Raw genomic sequence first — 12633 nt, 5'->3', positions numbered from 1 at the left:
AACATCTTCTCGGACAGCGCACCACCTCTACCTGCCGTACCGGATGAAACCGGAACGAACGTAGCGGACGTAATCATCACCTGCCACAGGTGGTCAAGCGTCTCCGTTTATGCAGGTCAGAGGCTACTCCGTCGGAAATTTCTTCATTGCTACCGGGACACTTTCGGGACCCTGGCCGGCATGGTCGGATTGGCGATCTTGTAGCCGTTCAGGTGCAGGATGGGCAGCACCACTCCGTCCCGGTAGGGGTCGAGCAGCTTGTTGGAGTGCCAGCTCGCGGCCAGTGGTCCTGTCTCCGCCTCATCGTCACCCACGCATGCCACGACCACGCGCGAGTTGTCGAACGCCGCGCCGAACGCGTGGGCGAGCGAGTAGCCCAACTCGCCGCCCTCGTGAATGGAGCCGGCGTCTCAGGGGCCGCATGGCTGGGGATGCCACCGGGGAAGGAGGACTGCTGTAACAGCCTGCGCATGCCCGCCGCGTCCTGGGAGATCTCGGGATACTTCTCCCAGTAGGAGCCCTCCAGCCCAGCATGCGCGACGGCGGTGGGGCCGCCGTGGCCGGGCCCGGCAATGTAGATCATGTCCTGGCCGCGCTCGCCGATGATCCAGTTGAGGTGGGCAAAGACGAAGTTCAGGCCCGGTGTGGTGCCCCAGTGACCGGGCAGACGCGGCTTGACGTGCTCGGGCCGCAACGGCTCGGTCAGCAGAGGCTTGTCCAGCAGGTAGATCTGCCCCACGGACAGGTAGTTCGCGGCACGCCTGTAGGCATCGATTCGCTGCATCGTCGTCATGCGACCGATCTTTCAGACTGGGCCACCATCCGGCATGGGGCCTCTGTCCTGCCCGTCACCCTGGATCCAGCCCACGCGCAGATCGAAACCCACGGCGCGGAACGGGCGACGGCCGAACCAGCGTGCCGGATTCATACGAACCCAAGGATCAGAGAGGGACGTGCCAGATCAACCGCGTCCCACCCTCCTCCGGGCTCTCCAGCTCAGCGGTGCCGCCCAAGCGTCCGGCCCGTTCCTCGATGTTGCGCAGGCCGCTGCGGCGTCCACCCTCTCCCAATCCGACACCGTTGTCGCTGACCGTGAGGTTGAGCCGCCGATCCGCGACCACGATCGAGACCTCGGCCCGGGTGGCGTGGGAGTGGCGCACCACGTTGGACAGCGCCTCGCGCAGGACGGCGAGCAGGTGCTCGGCGACCTGCTCGGGCACCAGGGTGTCGATCTGCCCCTCCATGCGCAGGCCCGGCATGAAGCCCAGATGGCCGCCCGCACCCTCGACCAGGTCGACGATCTGTGCGCGCAGGCTCGGGACGATGTCCTCCCGCGTGCCCTGCAGGGCGAAGATGGACGAGCGGATCTGCCGGATGGTCTCGTCCAGCTCGTCGATCGCGTGCTGCAGCCGCTTGGACGCCTCCGGCCGCTCCACCAGCCGGACCGTGCTCATCAACGTCATGGCGGTGGCGAACAGCCGCTGGATGACCACATCGTGCAAATCCTTGGCGATGCGGTCGCGATCTTCCAGCAGGCCGAGCCGTTCGGCGTCCCGGCGGGCCTCGGCCAGCTCCAGCGCGATCGCGGCCTGGCCGGCGAACGACTCGAGCATCTGCTGATCCGCCCTGCTGAAGGGCAGCCGGCCGCTGCGCTTGGCGAGTGTGAGCACCCCACGCACCCTGGGCATCGCGCCCAGCGGCACCAAGAGCGCGGGACCGTAGCCCAGCCTCCGCAGCGGCGAGTCGAGATCGGGGATGTTCTGCAGGTCGGTCTCGGACAGCGGCTCGCCTCTGGTGAACGCGTCTCCTGCGAGGGTGGCGGCGATGTCGAACGTGGTGCCCAGCAGTTCGTCCGCGCCTTCGCCGTCGGCGACCTCCACGGTCAGCGAACTGCCGGACGCCTCCGGCAGCAGTACCTGGACCAGGTCAGCGTCGCACATCTGGCGGGCGCGGGCCGCCATCGTGGCGAGCACCTCGTGCGGGTCGGCGCCGGACAGCAGGCTGGTGGTGAGCTCCGCGGAGGCCTGCAGCCAGGTCTCGCGCCGCCGCGACTCCGCGTAGAGGCGGGCGTTCTCCACCGCGACGCCTGCCGCGGTGGCCAGCGCGATGACGACGGCCTCGTCCTCCTCGTCGAACTCGCCGCCGCCGCGCTTCTCGGTCAGGTACAGGTTGCCGAAGACCTCGTCGCGGACGCGCACGGGGACGCCGAGGAAGGTGCCCATCGGCGGGTGGCCAGGCGGGAACCCGTACGACTCAGGGTGGTCGGAGATGCGGCCCAGCCGCAGCGGCCGGGCGTCCTTGATGAGCAGTCCGAGCAGGCCCAGACCGTGCGGCCAGTGCTCGATCTTGGCGATCTCCTCCTCGCTGAGACCGACCGGGATGAACTGCAGGAGCGTGTTCTCCTCGCCCACCACGCCCAGCGCCCCGTAGCTGGCGTCCACCAGCTTGGTCGCGGTCTCCACGATCCGCCGTAGCACCGTCTCCAGGTCCAGGTCGCTACCCACCGACACCACTGCCTCGAGCAGCGCGTGGACGCGGTCGCGCGTGGCCAGGACGGCATTGAGCCTGGTCTGCAACTCCGCCAGCAGTTCATCGAGCCGCATCTGTGGCATCAACGGACGAAGTTCGCTTTCCGACATGCGATCAGTCTCGCATCCGGGACAGCACGGTGCCCACCCCGAACGTCGGGGTGGGCCGGTGAGGCGTGCGACTACTTGAGCCAGGCGTTGCGCCGGACGATCGGCAGGTTGCCGAGTCCCAGGGTCCCGCCCGCGCCGGCGAGGGCGAGGCCGATGAGGAGGATCGCGTAGATGATGTGCTCATCCATGAACGGGTTGTTGGCCAGCGGCAGCTCGGCCGCCCACATCAGCGCCAGCATCAGGCCGCCGGCGGCCGTGGCGACGCGGGTGCCGACGCCCAGGACGAGTGCCAGGCCGATGCCGAGCAGTCCGGCCATGAACAGCCAGTCCACCCATGCCTGTCCCGCGAGTGCGCCGAAGAACCCGCCCAGGGCGTTCTCGCCGGTACCCTTCAGAAAGCCGGTCGTCGGGCTGCCCCCTTCTATCCAGGCCCGGTTGGCGGGTGTGGCGAAGCCCCAGCCGAAGGTCTTGTCCAGGAATGCCCACAGGAAGACCCAGCCGATCGAGATCCGAACGATCGCCCAGGCATAGTCGACCGTGCGGCGCGCGCCGGTAGTGGTGGTGTCGTGGTACGTGACGGGCTTCGCATACGCGGTGCTCATGATGCCGCCTCCAGCGGGCTGTGTGCCTGTTCTCTTCATTGCCTCCAGCACATCGGATTCGAGCTGCCGCGTGCAGAGCCGTACGTCCCCGCCCTGCCGGGACCTTCGGCGGGTGCGCGGCGCCGAGACCACGACCAACGGCCGTGCTCACAAGGTCTTCGGCCCCTACGCGTCACACCGCGGCTAGCGATGTCATGCAGGCAGGAGCGAAGGAGGCTCATGATGCGGATCACGGTGAGCGACGTCATGACCAAGCAGGTTGTCGCGGTCGAGCAGGAAACGCCATTCAAGGACGTGGCCCGGATCCTGGTGGCGAACGGGATCAGCGCCACGCCGGTGCTGGACTCCGACGGCCGGGTCATCGGCGTGGTCTCCGAAGGAGACCTCATGCGCAAGGAGGAATTCCGCGAGCAGTATCACGGCGAGAGCTACCAGCCCTCGCTGCGGACAAGGCTGCGCCGGAAAATGACGGATCGGAGCGAGGACGGCGGTACGAAGGCGGCGGCGGACACCGCCGCGGGTCTGATGACCGCTCCCGCGGTGGCAGTCGCGCCGCATGCCTCAACGGTCAGGGCGGCTCGCCTCATGGACGAGTACGGCGTCAAGCGTCTGGTCGTCGTCAACGAGGAGGGCCGGCTGGAGGGTGTCGTCAGCAGGCGGGACCTCCTCAGGACTTACCTTCGCGACGATGAGGAGCTCAGGCGCCGCGTCGTCGCGGGCATAACGCCACGGGACAGGTGGAACGACCGCGACGGCATCATCGTCGAGGTGCACGACGGCATCGTCACACTGTCCGGCTACATCGACCGGCGCAGCCAGGCGGCCGCCGCCGCGCACACCGCCGAGAGGCTCGACGGGGTCGTCGACGTCCACGAGGACCTCGTCTGGCGGCAAGACGACATCCTCGAGCTTCCTTTCACGTGGGATCGACCTTGACCCAGCGGACCCTGGTGACCGGCCACGCGGCCGTGGGTAGGCCGAACATGCCGCAACTATCGGGACTTTGGTCACTTTGCGATGTTGCGTGTGTTGGATAGCGTCTGAGCATGATTCGCGTTTTCCTCGTCGACGACCATGAGGTGGTGCGGCGCGGTGTCGCCGCCCTGCTGGACTCGGAGGACGACATCGAGGTGATCGGTGAGGCGGGCACAGCCGAGTCGGCCGTGGCGCGTATCCCGGCGCTGCGGCCGGATGTCGCGGTGCTGGACGTCCGGCTGCCCGACGGCAACGGGGTGGACGTGTGCCGCGAGGTGCGCTCCAAGCTCCCCGGGCTGGCGTGCCTGATGCTGACGTCCTTCGCCGACGACGACGCGCTGTTCGACGCGGTCATGGCCGGCGCCGCCGGCTACGTGCTCAAGCAGATCCACGGCTCGGACCTGGTCGGCGCCGTGCGCACGGTCGCCTCCGGCCAGTCGCTGCTCGACCCGCAGACCACCGCCGCCATGCTGCAGCGGCTGCGCGACCAGGCCGCCAGGAAGGACCCGCTCGCCGCACTGACCGAGCAGGAGCGGCAGATCCTCGACCTCATCGGGGAAGGGCTGACCAACCGGCAGATCGGCGAGCGCATGTTCCTCGCCGAGAAAACGGTCAAGAACTACGTCTCCAACCTGCTGTCCAAGCTCGACATGCAACGCCGAACCCAAGCCGCCGCCCTGGCCGCCCGGCTGCGAGCTGATCGACGGGAATGACGGGACCTTCGCCTCTGATGAAGAGCGGCACCGGGCGGTCATGGTTGAGGGTATGCAACTCGACTCGTCCGGCCTCCAGGTGCTCTCCCGTTCGGAGTGCCTGCGATTGCTGTCGTCCGCGCTGATCGGACGGATCGTCTTCACCGACCGCGCCCTGCCCGCCGTGCAGCCGGTGGCCTTCCACCTTGACGGCGAGCGCATCGTGATCCGTACCGGGACCGGCTCGAAGCTGGCCGCCGCCACCCGCAACGCCGTGGTGGCCTTCGAGGCCGACGAGTTCGACCCGGAAGAGCGTACGGGATGGTCGGTCACCGTCATCGGGCATGCGCGCGCGGTGCACGACCCGGTCGAGATCGCCGAGCTGGCCGCGCTGCCTCTGACCGCGTGGGCGCCGGGCAGCCGCGACCACTACATCGTGGTGGACGCCGAGCGGGTGTCCGGCCGCCGCATCGCCAGGAATGTTCCAGCGGCGCAGCGGCCGATGACTGAGGACATCTGAAGGTCGGGCGAAGAGGCCGGCCTGTCTCGGCGACTGCCGGTCAGCGCGCTGATGTTCACCTGCCCCTTCCCGTGGCCATGATTCCCAGCTCGAGGCCGGAACGGCTTCCCTGAGCTCGGCTCGTCGCCGCGTTCAGCAGCACGCCGCATTGCTCTGTCAGCGTCTGGTGATCGCTTGCCGCGCTCAGCGGGTGTTCGGCCGTCCATCGCCCATCTGTGCGCCTCATCCCCCATGCTGTCCAGAGGACATTCACCGCGCCTCGGCCAGCTCCACGGCGACCGGTTGAGAAGCGTCAAGCCCCATCGGGGGTACGACGACCACCGGGCACGGCGGCCGGCGCAGGCATGACAGCACCACCGCGCCCAGTCTGCCGTCCCCGGCGAGCGGGGCGGCCGACCCGAGCACCAGCAGATCGGCCCCCCGCGCCTGCTCGGCGAGCACGAACTCGGGCCTGCCGGGAACGAGCCGTCCCTCGACGCGAATTCCGGGGAACCGGTCCCCCACCAGGGTGAGCGCACCATCGAGTGCGGCATCGCCGTGCACCTGCTCATACGCCAGGTCGAAGTGTGCCGGTTGCCGCGCGTACGGCGCCCTGTACGGGACACGGGGTTCCCACGCGTGCACGACGAGCAATCGTTCCCCGCGGCCGACGGCTTGTTCCGCGGCCCACAGCAGGGCGGCCTCGCAATTCCTGGTGCCGTCGGCACCGGCCACGATGCGATGAAATCTCATGCCTCAATGATCGAACCGAGGGACCAGGGCAAAACAGGGACGTTCTGCCCTGATGGCCGGGCCTTTGGTCCGGCGGTTCGACCCCCGGGTGTGCCTGTGAGGTCAGGATGCGGGAACCGGGAACGACGCCGCGAGGCTCTCACCCCATTGCCTGGCCCGCTCCAGCTCGCCCTCGACCAGCGGCCCCTGCGTGTCGGTGACGTAGAAGCTCTCAGCGGGCGCGACGGATCCGATGCCGAGGCGGCGCAATCGTCTGGCGACGGCGTGGGCGGCAGACCCGGGCAGGCGGGGCTTGGCGGCGCGGGTGTCGAAGGCGGCCGAGCCGAGTCCGGCCGAGGATGTGCCGAGTGTGGCCAGCCATTCCCGCACGCCCCCTCCTTGGGAGACCAGCGGGCCTGCCGCCTGCTGGGCGGCCGACTGGCGGGTGGAGGCCCGGCTCATCGAGAAGGCGTGCGTCGGCCCGCCCACCACCAGCAGCGCGATCTCCTTCCCGATCTGCGGGGGTGCCGAGCCGACCTCCACCACCTCGGCCCGCATCCGCGTGGCCAGCCCCTCGGCCACCGCCTCGGCGATCTTCTTGGTGTTGCCGTACATGGACTCGTAGATCACTAATGCATCCATGTCACGCCTCCCTCCAGCTTCGTGTCGGCAGCACCGGTTCTCTTCGCGTCGGCAGGACGGGTTCAAGGTGGAACATGCCGGTCACCACCTCCCCCGGCTCCTCCGAAGGGCCGACACGGCCGGCGACCGCGGCCAGCACGTCCCGGGCGGTGATCAGGCCGACCAGGCCGTCGCCGGACAGGACCGGCACGGCGTCGACGCCGGCGTCGATCATGGCGGCCGCGACCTGGGGCAGCGGCGTCTCCGGCCGCACCTGCGGTCTCCTCTCCCGCCGCAGCAGGGTGCGGACGTGCCGGGTGGACTGCTCCTGCGGCCCTCCGGACCAGGACGCGGCCAGGTCCTCGCGGGTCACGATGCCCAGCAGGTGACTGCCGGCAACGACCGGCAGGTGGTGCACACCGGCCTGGCGCATCAGCTCCCAGGCCATGAGCGACGACTCCTCTGGTTTGACGGCGACCAGGACGCGGCTCATCACCTGCCCGGCCGTCAGCGCTTCGACGGTCATGACTGCTCCTTCCGAGCCGACCGGACCACGGCGACCGGGCAGGCCACGTGATGCAGTACGGCGTGACTGACCGAGCCGAGCAGCGCCGAGGCGAAGCCGCCCAGCCCGCGCGAGCCGACCACGACGAGGTCTGCCGCCTTGGCAGCCCTGGTCAGGGCGGCGACCGGGTGTTCGCAGGGTTGCTCATCAGTGATGACGAGGTCAGGGTTGTTCGTGCGCCAGGGGTCGACCAGCTCGCGTGCCGCACGCTTCTCCTCCCGCATGACCTGCTCGATCAGCCTGCTGTAGGCGACGGCGTACGGGGAGAAGGACGGCACCTGCCAGGCCGTGACCACGTGCAACTCGGCCCTGCGCCTCATCGCCTGCTCGACGGCGTACTCCATGGCCGCCTGCGCGTGCTCGGAGCCGTCGTAGCCGATCACGACGCGGCCGTGCTCGGCCGGCTGGGATCCGCGGACGACGACGACCGCTCCCATGGCATGTCCGGCCATCGCGGTGCTCACCGAGCCGAGCATCATCCCGGTGAACCCGCCGAGCCCGCGGCTGCCCAGCACCAGGCAGTCGGCCGTGGCGGACTCGGCGATCAGTTCGTCGATGACATTCCCGGTCAGCAGGTCCGTCGTCACCTTGACGCCGCTGGCGATGCCGCGCGCCCGGTCGGCGGCGGCCTCCAGCGCGCCGGCGCAGTACTCGGTGCCCTCGCTGTGCGACCACTGCTCGCACACATGCACGAGTCGCAGGTCGTGCCCGCGCCTCCCGGCGTCGGCCGCCGCCCACTCCACTGCGGCCGCGGACGGGGCGGAGCCGTCCACGCCGACCACGATCTGACTGGCCATCACTCATCTCCTCAACGGATCGGATCTCGCACTCTCAGCTTCGCCAGGGCGGCGGAAGAACTCCCGAGGAGGAAGTCCTGCAAGAGCAGTGCCTTTGGTCCCTGATCGCCAGCGCGGAGGTCACGTGGCGGGCTGGATGCGGGTGCCGCTGGTGCCGTCCACCACCTGCGCGAGCTCGTCCAGCGCGCCGATGGCCACCGGCCGGCCGGTGGCGCGGCTGAACGCGCAGGCCGCCGCCACCTTGGGCCCCATGGAACCGGGTGTGAAGGAGTCGCCGTCCAGCTTGTCGGGAGACGCGGTCGTGATGGGACGCTGGCGCGGTGTGCCGTAGTCGGCGTACACGTAGGGCACATCGGTGAGGATGGCCAGCAAGTCCGCTTCGAGTTGTGTGGCGAGCAGCGCAGCGACGGCGTCCTTGTCCACGACCGCCTCAATGCCCGTGAGGTCGCCGCTGACGGGGGCGCCGCCTCCGCCGGCGATCACGACTGTGCCGGCGTCCAGCAGCCGGGCGATGACGGGCAGTTCGACGACGCGTTCGGGCCGCGGCGAGGGCACGACGCGACGGTAGCCGTGCCGTTCCCGGACGAAGGTCCAGCCACGCTCGGTTGTGAGGCGTTCGGCGTCCGCCTCCGGATAGTAGGGGCCGATGGGTTTCTCCGGATGGTCGAAGGCCGGGTCCGCGGGGTCCACGACGACCTGGGTGACGAGCGCGGCGACCGGCACGTCCGGCAGGTGGCGGCCGACGCCTTGGGCGAGCCAGTAGCCGATCATGCCCTGGGTCTCGGCGACAAGGGTGTCGAGCGGGTAGCCGCGTTCCAGGGTGGGGTCGCGTTCGCTCTCCTCGGCCAGCAGCCCCACTTGGGGGCCGTTGCCGTGCACGACGAGGATCTGGTGGTGGGAGGCCAGGCGGGCGATCTGCTCGGCGGCGTGGGCGGCGTTGCGGATCTGCGTGGCCGCGTCGGCCCGTTCCCCGCGGTGCAGCAGCGCGTTGCCGCCGAGCGCGATGACGATCCTCACCTTGCGCCTGCCAAGGTGCGGCCGACCAGCGCTTCCAGGACCGCCTGTGCGGTGGGTAGGCGGTTGGCGGCCTGGGGAAACACCTGGGAGGCCGGGCCGTCGATGACGTCTCCGGCGACTTCCTCGCCGCGGTGGGCGGGCAAGCAGTGCAGGAAGACCGCTCCAGGTGCGGCTTCCCTCATCAGGCCGGCGGTGACGCGGTATGGGGTGAGCGCCGCGGTCCTGGCCGTCTTCTCCTCGGTGGGATCTCCCATGGACAGCCACACGTCGGTGTAGACGGCGTCCGCGTCCCGGACCGCTTCGTAGGGGTCTTGGGTGAGGACGAGCTCACCGGCGGTGGAGATCTTCCGGGCGGTCGCCTCGACCTCCGTATCCGGCCGGTAGGCGTCGGGGGTGGCCACGGCCAGGGAGATGCCGGCCAGCGCGGTGGCCTCCATGAGGCTGTGGGTGACGTTGGTGGCGGAGCCGACGTAGGCCAGTTTGCGCCCGCGCAGGTCGCCGAAGTGCTCACGCAGGGTCAGCAGGTCGGCGAGCGCCTGCAGCGGGTGATGGGCGTCGGTGAGCGCGTTGATCACCGGGACCTCGGCGGACCGGGCGAACCGGGCCACGTCGTCGTGGTCGAAGGTACGGATCACGACGGCGGCGGCGTAGGAGCCGATGACGCGGGCGGTGTCGGCGATCGTCTCGCCCCTGCCGAGCTGCAGCTCGGCAGGGCCGACGGTGAGCGGGACGCCGCCCAGGCGGACGACGGCGGTCTCGGTGGAGACGCGGGTGCGGGTGGAGGGTTTGGCGAAGTAGAGCAGCACCGTCTGTCCTTCCAGCGGGTCGCCTGCGGCGCCGGGGTGGCGCTTGAGGTGTTCGGCCCGGTCGAGCAGGTAGGCGAGGTCGTGCTCGGTCAGGTCGGCGATGCGCAGCAGGTCTTTCACAGGGGGTTCCTCTCGATGGGGCAGCTCATGCAGCGGGGGCCGCCACGGCCTCGGCCGAGTTCGGCGCCGGCGATGGTGATGACCTCGACGCCGTGTTTGCGGAGCATGGTGTTGGTGGTGACGTTTCGTTCGTAGGCGACGACCACGCTGGGCGCGATGGCGAGCACGTTGGTGCCGTCGTCCCACTGCTCGCGTTCGGCGGCCCACACGTCCTGTTCCGCGCGCAGCACGGTGGCCGCGCCGAGCGCGGTGAACAGGTCGTCGTTCTCGCGCACCCGCAACCCTGGGGTGAGGGTGAACGAGCGCAGCGGAGGCAGCTCGGGGTAGACCACGAAGACGCCTCGGTCGATCATCGTCATGACGGTGTCGAGATGCATGAACGCCCGCTTGGACGGCAGAGCGGCGGCGATCACGCGGTCGGCGGCGCCGGCCTCGAACAGGCGGCGGGCCAGCAACTCGATCGCCTGCGGGGTGGTGCGCTCGCTCATCCCCACCAGGACGGCACCGTCGCCGACGACATGGATGTCGCCACCCTCGATGGTGGCGGGCTGCTCGGCCTCGGCCGGGTACCAGACCGGCGCCCGCCCGGCGAACATGGGGTGGAAGGCGTAGACGGCGGCCACGTGCGTGGTCTCGCGGCGGCGGGCGGGCTTGGCCATCGGGTGCAGGGACACCCCGCCGTAGATCCAGGCCGAGGCGTCGCGGGTGAACAGGTGGTTGGGCAGCGGCGGCAGGACGAAGTCGTCCTCGCCCAGCCCGGCCAGGCGCAGGCTGTCGGTGTGCAGGCCGAGCTCGCGCCGGGTGAGGCCGCCGACGAGGTGGCGGGTGAGGGTGTCGGCCGGCATCGCCTCCAGCGCCTCGCGCAGTGGCGGGGCGAGCGTGGGGCCGAAGGCGGGCTCGGTGACGACGCGATCCAGCACCCACGTCCGGGCCTGGTCGTGTTTCAGGGTCTCGGTGAGCAGCTCGTCGAACAGGTGGACGGTCACCCCGCGCTCGCGCAGGGTGTCGGCGAAGGCGTCGTGCTCCTGGCGGGCGCGTTTGACCCAGAGCACGTCGTCGAAGAGCAGCTCGTCGCAGTTGGTGGGGGTCAGCCGCATCAGCTCCAGCCCCGGGCGGTGCAGGATGACCTGCCGGAGCGTGCCGGCCTCGCTGTCGACGTGGAACACCGTCATGCCGCCTTCCTGGTGATCTCGGCGGTGTCGTGGCGGTCGCGGTGCTTGAGCCAGACGTAGACGGGGATGCCGGCGAGCAGCAGCAGGGTGCCCTTGTAGACGACCTCGTAGCCGGAGCCGGCGATGGTCCATAGCGTGTACCCGAACGCCAGGACCGCGACCGTGCCGTCCCCTGCAAGCCGCTTGCCGGAGAACCGTTCGCGGTCGGTGAGCATCAGCATGAGCTGCGCCATCGCCGCGTACGCGTACGGGATGAGGGTGGTGAGGGTGGCCAGCAGGATCACGAAGTTGAACTGCTCGACCAGGCTCGCGTTGTAGTTGAGCAGCATCAGGGCGGTGACCAGCACGCTGGAGACGACCAGCCCCACGGCCGGGGTGCCCCAGCGCGACACCTTGGCGAACACCTTCGGGAACAGCCCGTCGCGGGCGGCGGCCAGCGGCACCTGGCCCTGCAGCAGGATCCAGCCGTTGAGCGCGCCGAACGCGCTGACGATCGCGCCGATCGCGACCGCGGTGCCGGCCCAGTCGCCGAACATGACCGCGGCGGCGTCCGCGAACGGAGCGGTGGAGTCCACCAGCACCTGGCGGGGGACGGCGGCAAACACGGCGATAGTGCCCAGGATGTAGACGGCGGCAGTGACGACCGTGCCGATGACCGTGGCACGCGGGATCGTCCGCTCGGGGTGCTCCACGTCCTCGGCCGGGACGGTGGCCGACTCGATGCCGATGAACGCCCACAGCGTCAGCGACGCGGCGGCGGTCACGGCGCCGAACGTGCTCTGGCCACTGGGGTTGAACGGGGCGAAGTCGCCGGCGTCGATGAAGAACGGCGCGGCCACGGCGAGCACGACCAGCGGGAGCAGCTTGGCGACGGTGGTGACCGCCTGGATCCAGCCGCCCTGCCGCACCCCGCGGACGTTGATGGCGGTCAGCAGCCAGATCGCCGCCAGCGCGACACCTGCCGCGAGCAGCGCGGTCTCACCGAGCGCGGGCCAGAAGTAGCCGAGATAGCTGACGAACGCCACCGCGATGGCCGCGTTGCCCACCCAGACCGCGATCCAGTAGCCCCACGCGGTCTGGAAGCCGACGAAGTCGCCGAAGGCACGGCGGGCGTAGGCGTACGGGCCGCCCGTCTTGGGATAGGCACGACCGAGCCGCGCGAAGACCAGCGCCAGCAGCAGCGCGCCGGTCGCGGTCAGTGTCCAGGCCACCAGGCTGGCACTGCCGAAGGCGGCCAGCGAGGCAGGCAGCAGGAACACGCCTGAGCCGATCATGTTGCCGACGACCAGCGCGGTCGCCATCCACGGACCCAGCTTGCGGCGCCGTGGCAGCGGAGTGACGGACATGATGATGTCCTCCTTCCAGGATCATCACCAGCACATCAGTGCCGTAGTAG

General features: G+C 69.9%; 13 protein-coding genes and 1 pseudogene. 3 read left to right on the top strand and 11 right to left on the bottom strand.

Features of this window, described 5'->3' with window-relative positions:
* Nucleotides 1–161: 161 nt before the first annotated feature.
* The 3 genes and pseudogenes from AB0K28_RS20405 to AB0K28_RS20395 form a co-directional block, all read right to left on the bottom strand.
* Nucleotides 162–793, bottom strand: a pseudogene (locus AB0K28_RS20405) (phosphoketolase); the annotation flags it as partial.
* Nucleotides 794–941: 148 nt separating this feature from the next.
* Complete coding sequence (locus AB0K28_RS20400) at nucleotides 942–2639, bottom strand: GAF domain-containing protein (protein WP_364372120.1); 1698 nt, start codon at nucleotides 2637–2639, stop codon at nucleotides 942–944.
* Between the two features lie 71 nt (nucleotides 2640–2710).
* Complete coding sequence (locus tag AB0K28_RS20395; RefSeq protein WP_364372117.1) at nucleotides 2711–3241, bottom strand: hypothetical protein; 531 nt, start codon at nucleotides 3239–3241, stop codon at nucleotides 2711–2713.
* Between the two features lie 219 nt (nucleotides 3242–3460).
* Here AB0K28_RS20395 and AB0K28_RS20390 point away from each other — a divergent pair, with 219 nt between their 5' ends.
* From AB0K28_RS20390 to AB0K28_RS20380, 3 genes are all read left to right on the top strand, one after another.
* Nucleotides 3461–4177 (top strand): CBS domain-containing protein, encoded by a 717-nt coding sequence (locus AB0K28_RS20390; RefSeq protein WP_364372114.1) that lies wholly within the window; start codon nucleotides 3461–3463, stop codon nucleotides 4175–4177.
* Between the two features lie 110 nt (nucleotides 4178–4287).
* The gene (locus AB0K28_RS20385; RefSeq protein ID WP_364372111.1) at nucleotides 4288–4929 is read left to right on the top strand and encodes a response regulator transcription factor; all 642 of its coding nucleotides are present in this window, start codon (nucleotides 4288–4290) and stop codon (nucleotides 4927–4929) included.
* A gap of 52 nt (nucleotides 4930–4981) precedes the next feature.
* Nucleotides 4982–5428 carry a pyridoxamine 5'-phosphate oxidase family protein gene (locus AB0K28_RS20380; RefSeq protein WP_364372108.1) on the top strand — a complete coding sequence of 149 codons (447 nt, stop codon included), beginning with the start codon at nucleotides 4982–4984 and terminating at the stop codon, nucleotides 5426–5428.
* 249 nt (nucleotides 5429–5677) lie between these two features.
* Here the strand turns inward: AB0K28_RS20380 and AB0K28_RS20375 are convergent, their stop codons facing one another.
* From AB0K28_RS20375 to AB0K28_RS20340, 8 genes are all read right to left on the bottom strand, one after another.
* Complete coding sequence (locus AB0K28_RS20375; RefSeq protein ID WP_364372105.1) at nucleotides 5678–6160, bottom strand: universal stress protein; 483 nt, start codon at nucleotides 6158–6160, stop codon at nucleotides 5678–5680.
* A 102-nt stretch (nucleotides 6161–6262) separates the two neighbouring features.
* Nucleotides 6263–6781, bottom strand: coding sequence for a flavodoxin domain-containing protein (locus AB0K28_RS20370; RefSeq protein ID WP_364372102.1), 519 nt, complete (start codon nucleotides 6779–6781; stop codon nucleotides 6263–6265).
* A gap of 1 nt (nucleotide 6782) precedes the next feature.
* Entirely contained in the window at nucleotides 6783–7286 is a 504-nt protein-coding gene (locus AB0K28_RS20365) for a CBS domain-containing protein (RefSeq protein ID WP_364372099.1), read from the bottom strand.
* Nucleotides 7283–8122 carry a universal stress protein gene (locus AB0K28_RS20360; RefSeq protein ID WP_364372096.1) on the bottom strand — a complete coding sequence of 280 codons (840 nt, stop codon included), beginning with the start codon at nucleotides 8120–8122 and terminating at the stop codon, nucleotides 7283–7285. Before AB0K28_RS20360 ends, AB0K28_RS20365 begins: the two co-directional genes overlap by 4 nt.
* Before the next feature lie 120 nt (nucleotides 8123–8242).
* Nucleotides 8243–9139, bottom strand: a complete 897-nt coding sequence (locus tag AB0K28_RS20355) for a carbamate kinase (protein ID WP_364372093.1) — start codon at nucleotides 9137–9139, stop codon at nucleotides 8243–8245.
* Nucleotides 9136–10065 (bottom strand): ornithine carbamoyltransferase, encoded by a 930-nt coding sequence (gene argF, locus AB0K28_RS20350; protein WP_364372091.1) that lies wholly within the window; start codon nucleotides 10063–10065, stop codon nucleotides 9136–9138. Before argF ends, AB0K28_RS20355 begins: the two co-directional genes overlap by 4 nt.
* Entirely contained in the window at nucleotides 10062–11237 is a 1176-nt protein-coding gene (locus AB0K28_RS20345; protein ID WP_364372088.1) for an arginine deiminase, read from the bottom strand. Before AB0K28_RS20345 ends, argF begins: the two co-directional genes overlap by 4 nt.
* The gene (locus AB0K28_RS20340; protein ID WP_364372085.1) at nucleotides 11234–12583 is read right to left on the bottom strand and encodes an amino acid permease; all 1350 of its coding nucleotides are present in this window, start codon (nucleotides 12581–12583) and stop codon (nucleotides 11234–11236) included. The genes AB0K28_RS20345 and AB0K28_RS20340 overlap by 4 nt, the downstream gene beginning before the upstream one ends.
* Nucleotides 12584–12633: the final 50 nt, after the last annotated feature.

This window comes from Nonomuraea sp. NPDC049504 (assembly GCF_040676845.1).
Classification (GTDB): Bacteria; Actinomycetota; Actinomycetes; order Streptosporangiales; family Streptosporangiaceae; genus Nonomuraea; species Nonomuraea salmonea.
The sequence above is the reverse complement of the archived record's forward strand: the minus strand, read 5'-3'. Positions and strand labels throughout refer to the sequence as shown.